Source organism: Peribacillus sp. N1 (assembly GCF_054600815.1).
Genome location: NZ_BAAHZO010000001.1, coordinates 377,023 through 398,910, shown reverse-complemented (window position 1 = coordinate 398,910; position 21,888 = coordinate 377,023). Strand labels below are relative to the sequence as shown.

The following is a 21,888-nucleotide window of genomic DNA, read 5'->3' as shown; positions in this document are numbered from 1 at the left end:
GAATGCAATTAAGTTGAGTTCCCATGTTGTTACTGACCTTTTAGAGCGAATGGGTGATGGTGCAATGACCCAAAATTCAAGTCATAGCACCTGTCATATCACTCTAGTTTCATACAATTATTTATCCCAGTTTTTATGATCTAAATGAGAATACTTTTCTAATAATCTAGTAGGCATTTTTAATGCATCTTTTCTAAATGGCGGAGCTAATTGTGTTCCATCTACTTGTATATCAATGACAGTCGGTTTATTTGATTTTATTGCTTCTTCAATGACAGCCCCTAACTCGTCAGCTTTTTCGACTCTTATACCAACAGCACCCATTGATCGGGCAACTTCTGCGAAATCAGGATTTTGGATATCCGCCCCTACAAAACGGTTATTATAAAAATCGACCTGATTCTTTTTCTCTGCACACCATGCATTATTATTGAAGACACATGCTATGACCGGTATATTTTCTTCAACGGCCGTACTCACTTCATGTAAGCTCATGCCCCACGCTCCATCTCCAACAATGGCTAAAACAGGCGTATTCGGCTCAGCTAACTTGGCACCAAGTGCGGATGGGTAAGCAAATCCCGTGTTCCCGAATGTAAGGGCAGCGATATGCCTGCGGCTCTGGTTGAACTTTAAGTAAGCGTTTGCAGTTGACGATACATTACCGATATCTGTAGTAACGATGGCATTTTCAGGCAACACTTTAGTCAATTCCAATAGGGCTCGACGCGGATTGATTGGCGTTCCATCGATCATCGCAAGTCTCACCAATTCTTCTTCCCATTTTTGTTTTTCATTCGTTACTTCGACCATCCGCTTTTTTTCTTGTTTCAGGTTAGGTTTACTAGCCTTCAACCGTTTCAAGATTTCATGGCTAGCTTCACGGGCATCTCCGATGATCCCAACTTCCACAGGGTGCGTCCTCGCTATTTGCCTCGGGTTAATATCTATTTGGATGATTTGCGCATCTTTAGGGAAATAATCAATGTCATAGCATGGTAGCGTTCCAAATACCGATAATCTAGTACCGACCGCCAATATGACGTCCGCCTTCTTAAGCGTATTCATGGCAGCCTTTGAACCCATGTAACCGATTGGGCCGACTGATAATGGATGATCAGCAGGAAAGGCATCATTATGCATATAGGAGACAGCTACTGGAGCTGTTAAATATTCTGCAATATTCTTAATTTCTTCAATGCCATCCGAATCAACTGTTCCCCTACCGGAAATGATGACAGGATACTCAGCTTCAGCTAAAATTTCAGCTGCTCTATCCAATGATGCAGATGATCCGCATCCCCGTTCATCTACGCGATATTGATGTGGTTGAAGTATTTGATCTTCCACTTCACCATAGAAGTAATCACGGGGAATATCGAATAAAACCGGCCCCCTCTCGGCATAGGCAATCCGAAATGCTGTCCTGAGGCAATCAGCGACCCGGCCAGGGTGTGTCACTCTAACCGTTTCTTTCGTGATGGCCTTGAAGATGGAAACCTGATCACATTCTTGAAAACCATCCCATCCAACCGTTGGTGTACCAGCTGAAGGTGATATGACCACCATAGGAGTATGAGCTTGATTGGCCGCTGCAACAGAGGTGACCATATTCGTCATTCCAGGCCCGTTTTGCCCGATGACAACTCCTGCAACCCCGGAGACACGACAATATGCATCTTCCATATGTGCTGCACTTTGTTCATGGCGGACACCAATGAAACGAATGCCTGCAGTTGGCAATAAATCAAGCATATCCATGAAAGCAGATCCCAGAATTCCCGAGATATGTTTAACTCCCTCGGCCACTAATGTCTCAACGATGGCTTCACTTGGTGTCATTTTAACTTTCGTACCTCTTAACATTTTTGTTTCGACCATAGCACATTCTCCTTAATTATAGTTATTTCTGATAATGACGTTGCGACGTCCGTACCAGTTACAAGATGTATAATACTACCATTGAATGAAACAGTCAATAAATAAATTGAATATTTTGAATTTATTTAAAGTATCTTATCATTATAGTCACTAACTCATATATAAGAATCTTTTTAACCAATGAATGTATCCTTTTTTTCTGTCAATCTGTAGTTGATCCTATCGATGATTTCCAATAAATCACCTATTTCATCAATTACGAAATCGGCACCTGCATTCCAAAAACGATTTTCTGCATGCTTCATCCGTTTTTGCAGATCATATGGGTCCATTTCGTTGATTTCTGCTTCTGAAAGGCCGATTTCACTGCCGCCCTTCAATACGGCAACAGTCCACATTCCCGCAGAAATGCCTTCTTTGATGTCACTGATCGTATCGCCGACTTTAACGATTTTGCTGAGTGGATACACTTGGAGATTCATCGCCGTCTTAAAGCACATCCATGGGGCAGGCCTTCCTGCCGGCACTTCGGTAGACGCAACGATGGAATCTGGTTGATAGCCCCATTTTTCTGCCTCTTCTTTAACAACATCAATCATTTCACTAGTATACCCTGTTGTCGAACCGATTTTTATTCCTTGCTTCCTTAATCGGCTGACTAATTCAATTACGCCTGGTATTGGCTTGGCGTTCTCCTTGAGAACCTTAAAAAGCAAAGCCTCAAAGTCCTTATATAATGATTTTAGATCTCTTTCGTCCGGTTCTTTCCCGAATTTAGCAATCCATAAATTGGAGATTCGTTTCATTTTCAGGAGTTCCATTATATGATCCATTTTCAATAAACCCATAGGTTCCCTTGCTTCCCTAATGGTAATATCTATCCCCCTTATCCTGAATATCTCGACAAATGCTTGGACCGGCGCAAAACAACCATAATCCACCGTCGTTCCTGCCCAATCAAATATGACTGCCTGAACCTCTTTGCATTCTTTTGCATTTTCCAATCTATGCTCCCCTCCTTATCCTTACCTCCTCAAAAATCACCAAACATGCTAAACCCGGCTATAGAAAAAATTCAGTTAACTTCTTCCAAAAATAACTGAAGATCTTTTTTAGTAGCTTCAGAGAGTCTTTTCATCTTTTCAAGGTCCTTATCCGGATTCCCTGACTCCCCAATTAATGGGTAAAGGTTTTTCTCAATCCGTTCATACCAATTTGGGTATTCATCCTCCACTTGCTTTTCTATCGAATCCCAATTAGAACTGATCTCTTTTCCCAATTCTTGAATTTTCTCTGAACCCGCCTCCATACTTATTTCTGAATCCAATCCTTTTATGGATCGAATCACATCGCCGACACCTTTTTTAATAACCTGGGTTTCACCCGTATTTGAATCGGGATTTTCATTCATGACTGGACTATTTTCCTGTTGAGCCTCGTCCGGTTCAGCTGAATTGTTGCAGCCTGACAGCAATAGGGCTCCAAGGACAGCCCCATAAGTTATTACACGGAAACCATTCAACATAATCCCTCCTTCATGATTTAAAAGACAGATGGCACCAAGCACTTAATGGCACAACTCTCTTTTTCTATGGGAATCATATTCTAGCTGATTAGTGATTGAAGAATTCTGTCTGAGGAGTTCCTTAGAAGCAAAAGAAGAATTGCCTTATAATGTATAGAGCCAAATCTATAACTTTTCAGAATTAGGGGAACCAGAAACAATATTCAATTCATTCTCCATGGACTTCGCTTTTTTTCTTCGAATGAAAAAGAATGAACAGATAACGATCAAGCTAAATAGCATGGTAAAGATAAACTGTGGGCGCTGCGAATCGATAAAGGCCATTAATATCAACACAGAGATCATGGAAATTATGGTTGCATAAGTCAAATAAGGGAATAACCACATCTTGATCTTGAAAATTCCGGGATTCTCTTTCTCCATTCTCTTCCTTAATCGGAGATGGGAAACCGCAATGGCCAGATAAACAAGAATTCCGACTCCACCTGAGGAATTCACTAAAAAGAAAAAGATTTTATCAGGTGAAACATAACTGAAAATGGTGCTGATAAAGGCAAATAAAGTAGAGCCGACTACAGCAAATATAGGAACGCCGTTCTTGCTCACTTTTGAAAATACCTTTGGAGCGTCACCCTTTTGTGCAAGTGAAAATAACATGCGTGAACTCGTATATAATCCCGAATTCAAACAGGATAGCAATGCAATGAGAATCACTATATTCATGATCAGTGCAGCAGAAGGGATTCCCAATAATTCAAGGACGGCAACAAATGGACTTTTCAGCAGAGAAGCCGAATTCCAGGGTAATAGCGTCACTAGTATCGCGATGGATCCAATATAGAAAATCAGAATTCGCCAAACGACACTATTCAATGCACTTCTAACTGATTTTACCGGGTCACTGGTCTCACCCGCGGCAATCGCTGGAATCTCCACTCCAACAAATGCATGAAAAACAATGGCGACGCCAACAAGCACAGAACTTAGCCCGTTCGGAATAAAACCGCCAAAATTTAAAAGATTCGAAGTGCCAGGTGGTTTTATCGTTGGGATAAACCCTAATATCACTGCCACACCCAGGCACAAAAATAGTATAATACTGATTATTTTAATGATTGAAAACCAGTATTCGAATTCACCAAACGATTTTACGGAAAAAATATTCGTCATTTTCAATAGGATGATCAATGATAGACTTATGACCCAGACGGGGACGGAAGGAAGCCAGCTGTGTATGATTGCTGCTCCAGCTGTTGCTTCCAAAGCAATTACGATAACCCAAAAGAACCAATATAACCAACCTGTTGTAAAACCGGCCCATTCACCTATCCCCTCTCTTGCATAAACGGCAAAAGATCCAGTATTGGGATTAACTGTGGCCATTTCCCCAAGCATCCTCATGACTAAAACAACGATCAAGCCCGCCAAAACATATGATAATATCGCCCCGGGGCCCGTTTGACCAATTATGATACCGCTTCCTACGAATAAACCAGCGCCTATGACTCCACTCAAAGATATCATCGTTAAATGTCTTTGTTTCAGACCTGGTTTCAGTTCTTCCTGTTGATGTTTCATACCCTCCACCAACTTTCAATATTTTGGGGAATCAACTAACATAATCGCTACTTGAATGTAAAAACAGGACTTTTCTACCGCCTGTCCTTTACAATTTCACAAAGATAGTGGGAACTTGGAAACATGGCATTTTAAAAACAACACAGGAGATGACTATGAAATTAAGATTCTATATCACTGTTCCTCCTTCCTAAGTGCTATTTTGAAATTCGAAGCAGATATAACATCACTACGTCATGATGTTAGTACCACTTTCTATGTGTATAATACACTCTCATTTTTTTAAAGTCAATTTAAAAATCAGAATATTTAGATAACAAAATGAAAATTATTAAATACAACAAACGGTCTCCAGTTAGTCGGCAATTTGTTCATTTTAATTCTTTAACCTTGGAGGTTTCATCCAACACACTTTCCACTGCTGACTTTACGGCCTTCTGCTTTCTATCCAGCATTTTCTTTAGAAGAAATGAAAAAAACAATGTAAACGCTATTCCCTTAACAATCGAAGTAAATCCGTAAACAAGAAGGCCCAGTATGAGTACTATAAGATTAATGATCCTGATTGTAGCTGCAATATCAATTTTTTCATTTTTATGATGCAAAATTAAGGCGATCACGTCAAAACCAACAGTGGAGGCATTTGCTGTTATACATAAATAATATCCTATAGCTATCAAAATCGACGAAATGATAATCACTAAAGCGATATTCATATCGAAATTAATCTTCAATGAATAAAAAAAATTAAAAAAAACCATATAGCTAAGGGAACTTACGATTGACTTAAAAAAGTACTCTTTCCCTAGAAAAACTAAACAAATGATTAACAGTAGCCCTGTAACGAAATTGGCTAGCATGGCAATGTTATAACCCGATAATGCATTCAATAATAATGCCGAACTAGTTACCCCGCCATTGATAATTTCATTTGGAACGATTAAATAAGCATAGGCAAAGGTCATGGAAATGTTTCCTGCGATGATTTTCATCAAATCCTTCATAAACTTCTCACCATCCCAATTGTTTTTTGATAATGCTTTCCCCCCTAAATATATATTTATACTTGAACATAAGATACACATTCATCTCTTACACCAATTTGTTCGACCCTTATCCCTTTCGATATTTTTTGAATGATTTTACGTAGGGTGCATATTTTTGTTCAAGTGATTAGAAGAATTCGCTAACCAGAATCCTCTCTCCTTCTAATAAATAAAATAAAACATCCCCCTTAAAAGTTGAAGATTTCCTTGTTCACCACAAAATCATTTAGACATTGTAGAGGTTCTGTACAAAGTTATCTGAATGAATGAACTAAATTTCCACAGGTAGTACATCGAGAAGTCATCTAATAATGCTCGCTTCAAAAAATTTCCCGATTATTTCCAACAAATATTATTCCGCAATAAAAAAGTTGAGGGATATGCCCCTCAACTTTTTAGTGTTCCATTAACTATTTCCTAAGAAATGATTTATTCAATAGGTCGTGATTATCATTTTCATGTTACAGGTAATGCTGACTCATCTTTCATAAGCCTTTTTCGATAAACCATATTGGACAGCTGTACACTCACTTCATAAAGCACAAGCAAAGGGACGATAACCAAAATGTCCGAAATTATATCTGGAGGCGTAATCAGGATCGAGATTATGACCAGGACGAAATAAGAAATCTTACGAGACTTTTTCAACACGGCTGGATTGATGATCCCTAATCTGGTCAGGAACATGACCACAAGCGGCATCTCGAATAAAATTCCGAAAGGTAAGATCAAATTAATCATGAACCGAAAGTACTTTTCCGCAGTGAACATCATCTCGAACTGCCCGGCCGATAGGGAAGTGAGGAAACCCAACACTATTGGAAACAACACAAAATATCCAAATGAGATACCTGTGATGAATAAAATGAACAGCCCAGGTATGAAACGAAATGTAACTCTTCTTTCTTCCGGTTTCAAAGCTGGAGCCACAAAGCGCCATAACTGATAGGCTGCCAGCGGAATCGTTGCAGCTATTGCGCAAACCCCAGCGATTATCATATAAACCCATAGGATCTCACTCGGACCGAGCACGGCAAGCTTTCCTTCCAAATCCTTAATGAGCAGTTCATAAATATCCTGTACGAATATGAAACTCACTATGAAAAAAGCCACAAAACCTATCAGTGTTTTAATGATTCTGCTTCGGAGTTCCTCCATATGCTCAATAACGTGTAAATCCTTACTCTCCACTTTCACTCCTCCTTCTAAGACATTTTCTTGCACTATAGCAAAAGGCACTTCCCCTCGAACTCTTTTCATGAAAAGAAGCAGGCGAGTCTTTCCGCCCGCTATATCTCATTTACTTCATCCCTCTTTTTTAACAGCTCTTAACGCAGCTTTATTCTCGTTTTCATCCTCTTTTTCTGTATCATTCACTAATCCTTTTGTTGCACTTTTGAATTCGGACAATGTCCGGCCAAATGCACGGCCTATTTCCGGCAGTTTGGACGGTCCAAAAATAATCAGTGCAATCACGAGTACAATCACCAAACCAGGTATTCCTATATTTGAAAGCATTCTTATTCACTCCTCTGATCTTCTCATTTTTCTTCGCTATATCCTTGTCAAGCATCATAATGGTTCCCTATCAATTGGTCACTTTCCCCTGACTTTTCATTCTTTGTTTTTCATGTGCGCGATTATGGGCACGTGTCCGATCTTCCTCGACTTCGTTCGTTTTTTGTACACCTTCCATAACCGCTGCTGATGCAACCTTTCGCAACCCTGATTGATCCTTATCAAAAACAAAGGATGCTCTTGTCGATATATCCGCACCTGGTTCTGTCACGAATGGGACTACACGATAGTCAGCCTTCCATTGTTCTGGTGTTACTTTGCATCGGACATATCCCCGGTAATCATTAAAGAACTTTATATGTGGATTCTGACTTAGAATTTTATCCGTATCCGCACGCTTATCCGCTCCATTTCCACCAGATGTGATGGATGTGCCGACAAACTCCACACCGAAAATCTTTGAATTTGGATCATCGAAATCCGCCTTTAAATTGGCTGCCCAGCTTGCGTGTACATCACCAGTCAACACAACTAGATTTTCCAGATTGTTTCTTTTGATTACTTCAATTAAACGATCGCGTGCAGCCGGGTAACCATCCCAGGAATCCATGCTGAATTTGGGAGCTGCTGGTGTTCCATAATTCCTTTGTGCAAAGAAAATCTGCTGAGGCAGAACGTTCCACTTCGTTTTTGATTTTGATAGATTGTCAGTTAACCACAGTTCCTGCTCTGGACCTAGCAATGTCCTTTTCGGATCAAGTGACTCAGGCGTTTGCGGGGAACTTCCATCGCCGTTTGCCTGATCATCCCGGTATTGACGGGAATCCAATACAAAGAAAGAGGCCAGATCGCCATATGTGAAATTTCTGTATAACCGCATATCCGCTCCCTTAGGCAAAGATGATTTACGAAGGGGCATATGCTCATAGTAAGCTTGATAGGCGGCGGCCCTTCTCTTGATGAATGCTTCTACCGATTGTCCTTTTTCCGGAATGACATTTGCATAATTGTTTTCAACTTCATGATCATCCCAAGTCACGACCCATGGGAAAGCTGCGTGTGCCGCTTTTAAATGGGTATCGGAGCGGTATTGTGCGTACCTATTTCGATAATCCTCAAGCGTGATGATCTCCGGACCACTATGTACACGGACATTACCTGAAGAAGAAACATATTCATTTGGGCCATATTCATATATGTAATCGCCTAGGTGAAAGACAATATCCAGATCTTCTTTTGCCAAATGTTTATAGGCCGTATAATAACCATGCTCAAATTGCTGGCATGAAACAAACGCGAATGACAAGCTAGATACACTTGAACCTATTGGCGGAAGTGTTTTCGTTTTCCCAGTCTGACTTACTTCCCCTCCGCTTTTAAAACGGTAAAAATAGACCTTATCAGGTTTTAACCCGCTTACTTCCACATGAACGGAGTGGCCAAGTTCCGGCCTGGCTATTTCCTTGCCTTGCTGGACAATCTTTCTGAAATTCTCATCCTTTGCCACTTCCCATTTAACGGAAATGGCTTCTTTTGGCATTCCTCCGCCATTCAACGGATCAGGTGCCAACCTTGTCCATAAAACTACACTGTCCGAGAGCGGATCACCTGAAGCTACTCCGAGAGTAAATGGATAATCACTGAATTTCGGGGCAGCATTCACTTCAATCCCGCCCATTGATTGGGCAAGGGCAAGACCTAATGAAAGTCCGGCAAGCTTACTTGCTCCCTGGATAAAGTTTCGGCGGTCCATATTCTTACCTAATTCGCTCCAATTCTTAATTAAATCATCCATTGCTCTTTCATTATTCATTGATCTTTCCCTCCTATTATTTGAATCTGGTTCAAGTATAGAAGGGCATTTTTAAAGGTGTATGAAGAAGTGTAAATCAATAAATTTCCAATTAGGAATTTTCATTCAGGACTAATAGTCCCCATGGAACACAAAAAGAGTTTTGATTCACTCATGCATTTACATAGACCTACAAACATTAACATATAACGACAGTCTTTCGACCTAGTTCTCTTCATGAATCATTTATTTAATCGTTACAAATAACTTCCATGGGCTATTTTAACAATGAAAAATTTTTAATAAACTTATAGTATTTCATCTGTTTATGTAAGCCTAATGAAGTCTGCGGGAAAGTAGAATAAAAGCAAGATACAAAATCGGACTAATGAATGTCCAAATAATTAATGAGTAGTCACTCACTTTTTATTTAAAAACATCCTAATTTATGTAATAATGGTTTCATAATAAAAAATGAAAGTACTTGAGGGATTCTGCATTGGAGAGTATGGAAGAATTAAATGAAAAAATTGAGATATTGAGGAAAGAATTAATAACTATAGGAATGATATATGGTTTTACAGCCCCAACAACATTATATAAAAGCCAGGAACTAGATAAACTATTGAATTTACTTAGGAAAAGAAAAAGAACCAAATGATTTAAAATATGTCTAATTCTACTAATACTTCTTGGAATCATTACAACTGCACACATGGAGTTATTTTAGAATTATTTTTAATAGTCACTATGCAGTTCATGCAGCATATTTCTCTTCTTAACCACCTCGTATTCTTTTCTTGGACCCGTGGACTATTCTTTCTGTAATATATCTAATGAATGATCATCCCTTCTAACCTAATGCTTCCTAGTCAAGTCTTCTACGTCTTATTTTGTTGGTTGGAATTGTGCCGTAGAACAAATTGTTTAGGGTCATTTTGAACACATACTTTCTCCCCATTAAAAAGGCATCCAAATTGAATGGATGCCTTTTTAACGAATTTTTCTTTTATGTCCTGCATTTAATAAAAAACTATCTATCTCATCTAAATTTATGAATGGTGTGAGTTTTAAATATCAACGATTCTTTTAATTTGTCATGGCCAACCTAATATTTCCGCTGTGTTAATAATTTTTACTATTTTTGTGACTGAAGTCCTTTCAATTCAGGGACAACATTGCTTACCTCCCTTCCAGTAACCGCTGCAACGAGGTTCTTCGCCGCAAGCATGGCCATATCAAATCGTGTTTGATGAGTAGCTGAACCTATATGCGGCAAGGTAACCACGTTCGGCATGGCTAAAAGCGGATTGTCAGGCGATACGGGTTCCTGTTCAAATACATCCAAACCAGCTGCAAGGATTTCCTTATTTCGCAGTGCTTCAATGAGGGCCTTTTCGTCCACCGTCTGACCGCGGGATGTATTGATAAAGATCGCAGATTTTTTCATCAGCGCGAATTGCTCCCGTCCCATAAGATGCCTCGTCTCCGGAGAATAAGGGACCATTAAAAGAACGAAATCGGATTCCCGTAAAAGGTGCTCTAAAGAGGAGTAGGTTGTACTTAGCGTTTCCTCCACTTCGGATTTTCTTCGCCGATTATGATACAAAACTTCCATGTTAAAACCGAATTTGCCTCGTCTTGCAATAGATTCCCCAATTCTCCCCATACCGATGATGCCCAATGTTTTCCCATGAACATCAACGCCAAAGAGGGGTTCATCGCCTTTATTTCCCCACTTGCCATCCTTTACAAGCTTGTCCAGTTCCGGAATACGGCGGGCTGCTGAGAGCATTAAGGCTAAAGCTAAATCAGCCACGGTTTCATTGAGAACATCAGGTGTATTTGTACCGATTATGCTTCTCTTTTTCATTGCCTCTAGATCAAAGTTGTTGTAGCCTACCGAGATATTGCTGACAGCCTTTAGACATGGTGCATGGTCCAGAAATTCATCATTTATTTTTTCTCCTGTGATGAGCAGTCCCTCCACATCGGAAATTTCCTTTAACAGCTGGCTTCTGGTGATTGGTTCAGGGCCTTTCCATTTTTCATACTGACAATATTTCGAAATAAATGCCTCTACCTCGGCCGGTACTGGTCTTGCTATATACACTTTTGGCATCAATTTATGTCCTCCTCGATTACCCTATTCTTGAATAGGATGTTTTACAATAAACCAATAACAGATTGCGGCGCATCCGGCGATTAAACCGCCAGATATAAAGGCAAGAGAGTAAGAACCAGTTGCATCCACTATCATGCCTGCCACAACAGGGGAAAAGGCTCCACCAAAATAACCGCCAAAATTCTGAATTGCACCTACGGAAGCAACCATGGAAGGAGGAGCAATGTCACCGGCAAGTGCCCACGCGCTGCCTGTAATGGCAGAAATAAAACAAAGGGCAAGGGTCAGTAATGTTAAGGTAATAGCGAGCCCTTTGGCAAGTGGAACTGCACATACAACAATAGCGGCCGAGATGGCACATATACTAATTAAGGCACGCTTTGCTTTAATAGGTGTAGTAATTCCTTTGTCGACCCATTTTTTAGTAAGATATCCTCCGAAAATATTGCCAAAGATTCCGCCAAGCCAAGGAATACCAGCATATATACCCATTTCTTTAAGTGAGACATGATGGACATCAAACAAATAAAGGGGAAGGAAGACAAGGAAAATGTTCCAAATCCAAATGGTACAGAAGAAGCCCAGAATCATCCCCCACACGCTTCGATATTTAAATAACGAACCCCATTTTATTTTTGATGATTGAATACCTTGCTCCACTCCACCACCTTCCGACTTAATGTAATCAAATTCCTCCTTGGAAAGTTTTTGGCTTTTTTCAGGATTTTTATAAAAAATAACAAAACCGATCGCGAAGATGATGCCGATCACACCCGTTATATAAAACAGCGCTCTCCATCCAAACGTCACCATGATGAAAACGAGAATTGGCGGTGCAATGGCTGGTCCCCATTTGGACGAAGAATCCCAAATTCCAGTTGCCAAGCCTCGTTCCTTTTTAGGAAACCAATACGAAGTGATCTTAGCCATCGTCGGAAAACACGGTGCTTCTCCCACTCCAAGTAAAATCCGTGCAGCAATAAATGAACTCATTTTATGAACGGCTCCGGTTAAAATGGTCGCACCGCTCCACCAAATAAGCGCAATTGTATACACCTTTTTGGTCCCGAACCGATCAATCAGCCAGCCGGAAGGAAGCTGCATTAATGCATAACTCCAAGAAAAAAAGGTTCCCAATAACCCGATTTCGGTCACGCTCAGTCCGAGATCCTTCATCATTTCGGGAGCCGCAATGGAGAGGTTGGCCCGATCTAGATAGTTGATTATTCCCCCAATCAATAACCAGATGACGACGGTCCAGCGAAATTTCCGGCCAATATTTAATGGCTTTTCTTGCTTTGTTTCCATTCTTGCTTCCATACCTTATTCCCCCTTGTTATATAAAACGCCGTAATTGGCAGCGCTTCCAAAATTAGAAAAAGTCAAAGTTCACGCTTGGAGAATATGTATATACAAGGAGGTTATTGTTTTATAATATAAAACTCGGTTTTTGTTTTGTGACAAAAAATAAAAAGAAAATTCTATTTATTCTGTAAAGTATCGTATTATGAGGATGTGTGATTGTCAATCTTTATTCTTATTTTTAGGATTATATTCCTAGCAAACGTTTTATGCCAAGTGGGGAAAAATTGATAGACCGTTTTTTTGAGAGTAAAATCATAACAAACTTTAGCCCACGATCCATTTCCATCTCTGGCTTTGCTACCGGAAAGGCTTAGAGACGTTTTTTATTACTTTTCTATAATATAAGCAAGCGCTCCTGATACATGCGGGACATCCATAGACGTACCTGATAAAGCAGTATGTAGTTTACCAGATAAGTGGGACATTAATTGTTCGCTTGGCGCTGCTGAATCCACTTTTCTATTGGTATTACAATATCTTAATGGAAGCTGGGATGGTTAACGGAGCTTCCACTACTTCCTGATAAGCACCCGGAATACTGTTTTCATTTATTGTGAAGATTCCATCTCTATGCACATTTACTACTACTATATTTTTTAACAGCATTTTTAAAAGAGGACTGAAAGACTGGCTCATCATCCGTTCCTTACAGTGACATTAGGTTACACCTATCTCTTCTCCTTTTAGGATCTTTTGAATTTCATAATTTATTGCGGAAACGATTTATTCGATTGATCCATCTCCTGAATCTGGTAAGGGAATTCATTTATGGTATATATTTCTTCCAACGTTGTTTTCTTTTTTCAATCTTTTATTTCCGTTTATCCATTTAAAAAATTCTAAAATAATATCTCTGGTTAATTTTTTATGATTTCGCATTTCCATTTATTGCTTTTAAGCTCAAGACAACTATGCCTCATATTAAACTATTGATCGTTAGTTCAATAAGAAAAAGAGCCGTTGTAACAGCTCCTTGTCCCACTCTTTCACCCTTTTGAAACGATAGGGTAATGTTTCTCCTACTTATTTTTTACTCTTAGCATCCGTTTGTGCTTATATTGTTCAAAATCCCACTCAGACAAAAATTCTTTTGCAGAAGTATAGCCTGATTTATAGAGAAAGTCGATTTCATCCTCATTCAGTTCAAAGTCCGTTGCGTTGATGCCGCCAGTAGGAATTTGAATCGTGCGTTCAATCGTTTCTTCGTTCATATGTCGTAAATCATGGGCTTGAAGCATCGTTTTAAATATATTTTTGAAAAGGTGGATTGGCGTTGGTATTACCGGATCTATGTTAACTTCATCTTTCACAAAATGGAATCCGAATGTTGGAAAGCGAGGATTGTCTGTATCGAAAATCCATATTGGGAAGTTACTAAGTAAACCACCATCTAAAATGTAGGATTTTTTCCGGTCTTTTGATTTCCAAATAACAGGACGGAAGAAAAATGGTAGAGAGGCACTCATCATTACGGCAGTTGAAACTTTTAAATCAGCAGGAGACATCCCATAGCGTTCCAAATCATCTGGCAAAATAAGCATCTGACCATTCGAAACATCAGACGCAATTATCTTCAACTTTCCATCTGGAAGATCCGCGAATGTCCTAATCCCTTTTTCTGAAAGAAGAGAATCCACCCACGTTTCCAAATAGTCGTTTTTATAAATCCCAAGGTGAACCATAAGTTCCAAAAAGGAGCCAAAAACGGGAATTCGATTTAGAATTGTCCTGCCTCGCATCTTTGAGTAGTTGATTTCACTATACCGTTCTCTAATTTCATGGCTTTTATAGCCACTAGCCAATAGAGCTGCGATTACTGCTCCTGCTGATGTCCCAGCGAGTCTTTCCCATTCTACTTTTTCCTCTTCCATTGCTTGAATCGCTCCAATAAAAGCAATTCCCCTGACCCCCCCACCTTCAAAAACGGCATCTGCTTTCATTTTTTTCCACCCCTCGATAAGAGTTATTATAATTATTAACAATACTTTCAAATAAAGCGAATTTTCACACTCTTGAAATCCAAAAATCAGCCCCGTCAGTTGAAGAATAAAACCGCTTGACATCGATGATTGGAATTAATGACGGTTCTATTTTTCTAACAAATTAGTTCGCTAACAGGATCTAGATTCTCATGGTTGTGTTTTTTTCTAACACAACTTCTGTAATATCATGTTCTTTGACCTTGCCAGCTTTTCAGGTTGTTCGCATGATTAACCGCACTTCTAATCTCTGTTTATGCTTTCCATCCCTGATTGACAATTGGTTGCATATCCATCCATTTTTCCTTTTTTATTTTTTAAAACCTTTATCAAAACTACATGTCTGTTGATTCCCTATTTGAGAAACCCTTCATCTACTATGGCTCTACTATTATATTAAAAGTGGATAGACCCCCTTAACATGGGTGAACGCAAAAGTGATGGTAATCAAACATAATAACTGTAGTAGGATGGCATCTTTTATCATGGTATGTATAAAACGAGGCAATTGCATGGACAAATTATCAGATACCTTCTAAAAAACTTTATCGAATCAAAATAATGTTTATATTGTTGAACTAATGCCTCAAAGTGGGTAAGGTCATTTATGTAAACTAACAGAATTTAATTATTTATCTTTCTTCCAAAATAGTAAAGTATCTACCCCACTTCTTCTTTTATTTAGGCTCTACTAAACTTTAAGTTATCTCAATAGAAAATTATTGGATTAATTATTCAAAAAGAATAAGGACACTAAGATTAGTATTGGGAACTAAGAGGAACGTTCAGCAGTTCTTTTTTGGTGAAAAACCAATTTATTCACTTATCAAAAAAGTAATTTTCTTTACAGGATGACCGTTATTTTTTATAGAGGTATTTTTTTAATTATGTCGAAAAGGATATGTAACAATTGAAGGAGTGAAAAAATGGAAATGAACCGTGCAAGGAAAATGTATGATTACCACGTGTGGGCTAATCAGCAAGTGTTCCAAAACCTAAAACAATTACCGGACGGAGTCTATGGCGACACGATAAAAAGTGTCTTTCCATCCATCAAGGAAGTCCTTGTTCACCTTTACGCAACAGATATTACCTGGTTGGAAATAATGAAAGGATGCACCATTCAAGATACTTTTAAGAAAGTTGAACAACGGCGGAAAGAAGTGGACGGAGTCTCAATAAGTGAACTTGAATCCTCCTATGATGAACTTGCAAAGGATTATGATATTTTTTTTACTTCACAGCCTGATTTTGAACGGACCATTGTAACCGAACATCCCAAAATGGGGGCTTGTGAGTTTGTACTTGCCGACCTCATCCATCATGTAGTGAATCATGGGACCTATCATCGCGGTAACGTATCAGCGATGCTCCATCAACAAGGCGAGCATGGCGCACCAACGGATTATGTATTTTACTGTTTAAAATAAGCGGTTTGGCAACCGAAAGTATGAAGGAACATCATTTAGGGGTCGCTTTAAACATCCAGATGAAAGCCGATGATTCACTTGCCAAGGAATCATCGGCTTTTATTTGTTGGGAATGAAAATCCAAACGCTCGTGGCATGGTTAGTCAGTACAAATGCCTTCATTATATGTTAAATGATTTTTAGAGCTTTACCCGTTGAAGGCGAAGTGCATTCAATACGACTGATACAGAACTGAAAGCCATGGCAGCACCAGCTAACCATGGTGCAAGCAGTCCGATTGCCGCAATTGGTATTCCGATTACATTATAGGCAAAAGCCCAAAATAGGTTTTGTTTGATATTTCTCATCGTTTTCCTGCTCATGAGGATTGCATCAGCAATACTGTTCAAATCACCCCGGATCAAAGTGATATCGGCAGCTTCCATGGCTACGTCCGTCCCGGTTCCTATGGCCATTCCTATATCGGCTAGTGCCAGCGCGGGAGCATCATTTATACCATCTCCGACCATTGCCACTCTTTTACCGGCTGCCTGCAGTTTTTTCACTTCTTCCGCTTTCCCTTCAGGAAGGACTTCTGCAATCACTTGGTCAATGCCCACTTGATTGCCGATGGCATTTGCTGTCCTTTGATTATCCCCGGTTATCATGATGACCTGGATATCCATTGCTTTCAACCTTTTAATCGCCGTTAGCGAGGTATCTTTTATCGTATCGGCAACGGCAATGAGGCCTGCATATTCACCTTCAATGCTAGCGAGCATTGCTGTCTTCCCTTGCTCTTCAAAAGCTTCCATCGCTGTTAGGGCATTAGTAATATCCACGTTATTTTGCTTCATCAATTTACGCGTTCCGACGTATAACACTTTTTGATCCACTACAGCTCTCACGCCGTATCCAGGAATCGCTTCAAATTCCTCAATCGCAGCAAGTGATATCTGTCTTGCTTGAATTCCTTGAACGATTGATTGCGCAAGAGGGTGTTCAGATTGTTTTTCAGCTGCGCCGATTAGAGATAAAAACTGTTCTTCTTCCATACCGTTCTCGATGAGGACATCGGTCAACACTGGGGTACCATTTGTCACTGTTCCCGTTTTATCCAAAATGACCGTATCTATATGGTGTGTGGTTTCCAAGTGTTCCCCGCCTTTAAATAAAATACCGAATTCAGCGGCCCGACCTGATCCTGCCATGATGGATGTTGGAGTGGCCAGACCTAAAGCACATGGACAGGCTATGACTAGCACTGCAATCATCGCTTCAAAAGCTGGTGTGAATTCTCCAGGGTTAACCCATATCATCCAAACCAGAAAAGTTAAAAGGGCGATTCCGACAACAATGGGAACGAAGACACCGGAAATTTGGTCAGCAAGACGTTGAATCGGGGCTTTGGACCCTTGAGCATCTTCAACCACTTTTATGATTTGAGAAAGAGCTGTATCCCTTCCGATCTTTGTCGCTTTCATTTTGAGAAAACCATTCTTATTCAATGTTGAACCGATCACAGTATCCCCGTTTGTTTTATCCACCGGAATGCTCTCACCCGTTAACATGGATTCATCAACGGCAGAGTTCCCTTCGACTACTTCTCCATCGACAGGGATCTTTTCACCCGGCTTCACCAATATCGTATCTCCCACGATGACTTCCTCAAGTGGTATTTCGAGTTCTTCCCCGTTCCTTAACACCAGTGCCGTTTTGGCCTGAAGCCCCATTAATTTTTTGATGGCCTCGGAAGAACGTCCTTTTGCTTTTGCTTCAAAAAGCTTCCCTAATAGAATGAGGGTGATAAGAATCGAACTAGTTTCGAAATAAAGTTGTGCCGTATTGTGATGGGATCCCATCGATATGATCGCCTGATAAACACTGTAAAAATAGGCAGCGGATGTTCCCATTGCGACTAATACATCCATATTGGCACTTTTATTTTTCAAGGCTTTATAAGCCCCAACATAAAACTGCTTTCCAATCAGAAATTGCACTGGGGTGGCGAATGCCATTTGCACCCAAGGATTCATGAGGAAATCAGGCATATAAATAAACGAAGTAAAACTAAAATGACTTACCATCGCCCATAACAATGGAAATGATAATATGACCGAAAGAATGAATGTATTCTTTTGTTTTTGAATTTCTTTTTGACGGAAATCCACGGATTCCGTGTTATCTTCCTTGATGATCGCCCCATACCCTAACTTCTCCACCCGTTGAATGATGTCAACTGGGGAGGCTTCGGAAGGATCATATTCGACTGTCGCATTTTCAAGCGCAAGGTTCACATTGGCCATGCTTACTCCATCCAGCTTATTTAACCCTTTTTCAATTCGGTTTGCACAGGCAGCACAGGTCATGCCCGTAATCGTAAATTCCTTTTTCTCTTTTACTACATCATAGCCAAGATCTTGAATTTTCTTTTCAAAGTCCTTGTTGCTTAATTTTTCCGTATCATATTTAATGACCGATTTCTCAAGAGCCAAATTAACGGTGGCTTCCTCAACGCCTTCCATTCGGTTTAACCCTTTTTCAATCCGGTTTGCACAGGCAGCGCAAGTCATTCCTGTAATCTGCATTGTTGTTTCTTTTATTTGGCCGCTCACATCATCCCCGCCTTCCTATACCGCTATGGGGTATATTTTTTTGTAAAAAAAAGTGCTTAACAGCACTCCCATGACTTATTCGACATCGTAGCCTTGATCATCGATTGTTTCTTTTATTTTCTCAAGTGATACTTTTTCCTTATCAAACGCTACATCTACTTTTCCTGCGTCCAAATGTACTTTTACGCTTTCAACACCTGCAAGTTTTCCTACATTCCCTTCAACTGCATTCACACAATGACCACAAGACATTCCACTTACACTCAATGTTACATTTTCCATTTCAACATCTACTCCTTTATTTTTTCATTAATTTTTGTATCGTTACAAGCACTTCATCTATAACTTCTGTATCCCCTTCATTCAGGCGTTCGACCACACAATTCCTTAGATGGCCTTCCAATAATATCTTGGCTACACTATTCATCGCGCTTTGTGTAGCTGCTATTTGGGTAATCACATCATCACAATACGTATCTTTTTCAATAAGACCCTTTATACCGCGAATTTGACCTTCAATTCGATTTAACCGGGTCGTTAAATTCTTTTTTACTGCTTCTGAGTGATGACTTCTTCGGCCGTGGGAAGAGGTCGTACAGCATTCTTCTTCATTCACAGAATCTTTATCATTCAACATTTCATCCATTTCCCATCCCTCCTTGAAATTAATATACCATACCCTCCTATCCTATGAAAAGAGAAAAGCTATTGTGTCAAATATTTCTTTATTCTTTGCTTTTTATGTATATCTATTCCTTAGTCTGTTTAACAAAACTACACACAAAATACCCCATGCGAAGCTAAACAAAAAAGGATGAACTACATGATCTACTAAGGATGCAAATAAAAACACTCATCTCCGGAGAAATGAGTGTTTTTGGATCTTAATACCCTACGCTGGCATAATCCCGATAAAGTTTAACGGATTTCAATTTTTTAGTTGGTTGTCTGTTTTAAAATTGTATAGTTAACACACCGAAATCAATAGATATGTTTGTTTTCAAATAAAGGATGTTCTTACTCCACACCTTTTAGTTGAATACACAAAAAAGTAATATATTTTTTATTGGTTATCAAACAAATAATCCAACAATCATAGCACTTAACAAGGAGACAGCCATGCCGCTAAGCAACAGCTTCCAAACATTCCTTCCGATAATGTGCGATTTTTCATCACCTAAGATAGAATTGAACGTACCATAAATCAAATCATGCCAACTGTACTGAAATTGGCAAATGAGGTGAGATACGTAACTGCCACTGCGTTCCTTTATTCGATACCAGATTGCCAGAGAAATATAGAAAGTTATAAGTAGGCGGCTACTGCAGAGTTCAAACTTTGAAGAAGCTTTTTAGGTTTAATAATATTTCAGCTTGTTAGACCTAGAGTTTTATTTTCATAGTAGTTTAATAAGCAATAAATTTACAAAAAAAAACCTTTAACTCCCAGAGGGTTTGTATCACTTTGTATCCGAGTTCCTAACACAATATGCAATGAAATTAGGATCATATACTTTTCTGTTCTCTATCTTAAGGCTACCTAAACTCCCTTAAAACTTTTTTTATATTTTCTAATTTCTGGTGATTTAGTTTCAGCATTCCATGCCCTTCTTGAGTCTTTGGTTTGCCCAGCGAAACTGTATTATTTATGAGTTCATTAAATTCTTCTAACTCTGTTAATTTACGGCCAAGTATTGTTTCAAATTTATTTATCAAAAGCGCAACAGCCCCTGACACATGTGGGGCAGCCATGGATGTACCTGATAAGACGGCAAATTGGTTACCAGGAAAGGTTGATACAACTTTCTCCCCAGGGGCTACTAAATCCACCTCACCATTAGAATTACTAAATCTGGAAATTCGTTCACGCCGGTCAACTGAGCCTACTGCCACAACTTCCGGATATGCAGCTGGATAACTGTACTCGTTTGTTTCGGCCTTACCATCGCCTTCATTTCCCGCGGCACACACGACCATTATATTAGATTGAACGGCGTTTATAATCGACGAATGTAAGGCCGGATCATTATCCGGTCCCCCTAATGACATCGAGATAACCCGTACTTTTTCGCCATTAGGACCTGTCCAATTGACAGCGTAATTAATAGCTGACGTAATGTTTTCTGTTGTTCCTTCTCCTGATCCATTTAAAACCTTAAGTACCAGCAACTTCGCTTTAGGTGCTGCACCTACAACTCCAAAACCATTTTCTGCTGATGCAATGGTTCCGCAAACATGAGTCCCGTGTCCGTTATTATCGGCAAATTTGACAGGATCACCATAATAATCGTCCGTGAAATTATATCCACCAATAATTTGATCAATCAAATCAGGGTGATCTGACTGGCATCCTGTATCGATTACGGCTACTACTATGTTCTCACCCTTAAACCCTTCTCTCCAAATAGAGCGTGCACGAATCATTCTAATACCTCGTGGAACTTCCAAGGTATTTTCTGTTATTCCTTCTACTTGGAAGGGTACTAATTGAACATTTGGCAATTCTAGCCTCTCCCTTCATATTAACCCTAAGACGGGCAGAAACACCTCCTTTTGTAATAACCATTGAGGGGAATCCACACTTAAAACCCGTTTAGGAACACTGAATCCAATAACATTGATTACAGCCTTTCTTTATCCTATGAATGGAGACAAGCTTTTGCTATAAACCTTAGTCTAATTTGATATTTTAGTTTACTAAAACAAAATACATTTAATTGAGATGGAATAGATATATCACCGTTTACAAATCCTTAGTAAAAAGAAGAAATGGAAATCTATAATCATCAGAACCTTAGCAAAAATAGTAATTACATAAACGACCTTATTGGAAAGGAAAAAAAGCTACCTCCTCGGCAGCTTTTGCACTTCCATTATAATAACCAATATAGACTTACATTTATTATGCATATATTCAAATATGGACTAGGTAAAGGGTAAATAATTGATGACTAAACGAACCCTTTTTAAAGGAACTACAATTTTCATTATAAAGATATCGAGATTCGCCAAGGGATTAGTAAACTTAGCATCTCCCTCTAACAGGTTGGGTGGA

The 21,888-nt window shown here is 39.4% G+C and carries 17 protein-coding genes and 1 pseudogene; 2 read left to right on the top strand and 16 right to left on the bottom strand.

The annotated features are described in order from the left end of the window. Nucleotides 1-117: 117 nt before the first annotated feature. The 8 genes from xsc to ACYP5M_RS01820 all read right to left on the bottom strand — a co-directional run bounded on the left by xsc (nucleotide 118) and on the right by ACYP5M_RS01820 (nucleotide 9,361). Nucleotides 118-1,881 carry a sulfoacetaldehyde acetyltransferase gene (xsc, locus tag ACYP5M_RS01855; protein WP_101221794.1) on the bottom strand — a complete coding sequence of 588 codons (1,764 nt, stop codon included), beginning with the start codon at nucleotides 1,879-1,881 and terminating at the stop codon, nucleotides 118-120. Nucleotides 1,882-2,054: 173 nt separating this feature from the next. Beyond that, a complete protein-coding gene (phnX, locus tag ACYP5M_RS01850) occupies nucleotides 2,055-2,885 on the bottom strand; it encodes a phosphonoacetaldehyde hydrolase (RefSeq protein ID WP_459734563.1) in 831 nt (276 codons plus the stop codon). A gap of 71 nt (nucleotides 2,886-2,956) precedes the next feature. After that, complete coding sequence (locus ACYP5M_RS01845) at nucleotides 2,957-3,403, bottom strand: hypothetical protein (protein WP_459734562.1); 447 nt, start codon at nucleotides 3,401-3,403, stop codon at nucleotides 2,957-2,959. A 168-nt stretch (nucleotides 3,404-3,571) separates the two neighbouring features. Continuing rightward, nucleotides 3,572-4,984 (bottom strand): amino acid permease, encoded by a 1,413-nt coding sequence (locus tag ACYP5M_RS01840; RefSeq protein WP_101221791.1) that lies wholly within the window; start codon nucleotides 4,982-4,984, stop codon nucleotides 3,572-3,574. Between the two features lie 371 nt (nucleotides 4,985-5,355). Further along, nucleotides 5,356-5,988 (bottom strand): YitT family protein, encoded by a 633-nt coding sequence (locus tag ACYP5M_RS01835; RefSeq protein ID WP_202190545.1) that lies wholly within the window; start codon nucleotides 5,986-5,988, stop codon nucleotides 5,356-5,358. A 498-nt stretch (nucleotides 5,989-6,486) separates the two neighbouring features. Beyond that, entirely contained in the window at nucleotides 6,487-7,188 is a 702-nt protein-coding gene (gene tatC, locus ACYP5M_RS01830) for a twin-arginine translocase subunit TatC (RefSeq protein WP_402903739.1), read from the bottom strand. 147 nt (nucleotides 7,189-7,335) lie between these two features. Continuing rightward, nucleotides 7,336-7,548: a twin-arginine translocase TatA/TatE family subunit gene (locus ACYP5M_RS01825; protein ID WP_096338675.1), complete on the bottom strand. Its 213-nt coding sequence runs from the start codon at nucleotides 7,546-7,548 to the stop codon at nucleotides 7,336-7,338. 70 nt (nucleotides 7,549-7,618) lie between these two features. Beyond that, nucleotides 7,619-9,361 (bottom strand): alkaline phosphatase D family protein, encoded by a 1,743-nt coding sequence (locus ACYP5M_RS01820; protein ID WP_434169379.1) that lies wholly within the window; start codon nucleotides 9,359-9,361, stop codon nucleotides 7,619-7,621. Nucleotides 9,362-9,848: 487 nt separating this feature from the next. Between ACYP5M_RS01820 and ACYP5M_RS01815 the strand changes: the two genes are divergently transcribed. Further along, nucleotides 9,849-10,001: an aspartyl-phosphate phosphatase Spo0E family protein gene (locus tag ACYP5M_RS01815; protein ID WP_098371763.1), complete on the top strand. Its 153-nt coding sequence runs from the start codon at nucleotides 9,849-9,851 to the stop codon at nucleotides 9,999-10,001. A 477-nt stretch (nucleotides 10,002-10,478) separates the two neighbouring features. Here the strand turns inward: ACYP5M_RS01815 and ACYP5M_RS01810 are convergent, their stop codons facing one another. The 3 genes from ACYP5M_RS01810 to ACYP5M_RS01800 all read right to left on the bottom strand — a co-directional run bounded on the left by ACYP5M_RS01810 (nucleotide 10,479) and on the right by ACYP5M_RS01800 (nucleotide 14,770). Then, a complete protein-coding gene (locus ACYP5M_RS01810) occupies nucleotides 10,479-11,465 on the bottom strand; it encodes a 2-hydroxyacid dehydrogenase (RefSeq protein WP_434169378.1) in 987 nt (328 codons plus the stop codon). Between the two features lie 21 nt (nucleotides 11,466-11,486). Continuing rightward, the gene (locus ACYP5M_RS01805) at nucleotides 11,487-12,785 is read right to left on the bottom strand and encodes an MFS transporter (protein ID WP_098371761.1); all 1,299 of its coding nucleotides are present in this window, start codon (nucleotides 12,783-12,785) and stop codon (nucleotides 11,487-11,489) included. 1,064 nt (nucleotides 12,786-13,849) lie between these two features. Then, nucleotides 13,850-14,770: a patatin-like phospholipase family protein gene (locus ACYP5M_RS01800; protein ID WP_459734561.1), complete on the bottom strand. Its 921-nt coding sequence runs from the start codon at nucleotides 14,768-14,770 to the stop codon at nucleotides 13,850-13,852. Nucleotides 14,771-15,735: 965 nt separating this feature from the next. Between ACYP5M_RS01800 and ACYP5M_RS01795 the strand changes: the two genes are divergently transcribed. Then, nucleotides 15,736-16,239 carry a DinB family protein gene (locus ACYP5M_RS01795; RefSeq protein ID WP_434169375.1) on the top strand — a complete coding sequence of 168 codons (504 nt, stop codon included), beginning with the start codon at nucleotides 15,736-15,738 and terminating at the stop codon, nucleotides 16,237-16,239. Between the two features lie 179 nt (nucleotides 16,240-16,418). On the opposite strand, the gene ACYP5M_RS01790 is transcribed toward ACYP5M_RS01795, so the two are convergent. The 5 genes and pseudogenes from ACYP5M_RS01790 to ACYP5M_RS01770 form a co-directional block, all read right to left on the bottom strand. Continuing rightward, nucleotides 16,419-18,806, bottom strand: coding sequence for a heavy metal translocating P-type ATPase (locus ACYP5M_RS01790; protein ID WP_434169651.1), 2,388 nt, complete (start codon nucleotides 18,804-18,806; stop codon nucleotides 16,419-16,421). A 102-nt stretch (nucleotides 18,807-18,908) separates the two neighbouring features. Then, nucleotides 18,909-19,115 carry a copper chaperone CopZ gene (gene copZ / locus ACYP5M_RS01785; protein ID WP_076368959.1) on the bottom strand — a complete coding sequence of 69 codons (207 nt, stop codon included), beginning with the start codon at nucleotides 19,113-19,115 and terminating at the stop codon, nucleotides 18,909-18,911. Between the two features lie 16 nt (nucleotides 19,116-19,131). Then, a complete protein-coding gene (locus tag ACYP5M_RS01780) occupies nucleotides 19,132-19,470 on the bottom strand; it encodes a metal-sensitive transcriptional regulator (protein ID WP_230176591.1) in 339 nt (112 codons plus the stop codon). A 436-nt stretch (nucleotides 19,471-19,906) separates the two neighbouring features. Then, nucleotides 19,907-20,097 (bottom strand): annotated as a pseudogene (locus ACYP5M_RS01775) (nucleoside transporter C-terminal domain-containing protein); the annotation flags it as partial. A gap of 272 nt (nucleotides 20,098-20,369) precedes the next feature. Further along, nucleotides 20,370-21,257, bottom strand: a complete 888-nt coding sequence (locus ACYP5M_RS01770) for a S8 family peptidase (protein WP_434169374.1) — start codon at nucleotides 21,255-21,257, stop codon at nucleotides 20,370-20,372. Nucleotides 21,258-21,888: the final 631 nt, after the last annotated feature.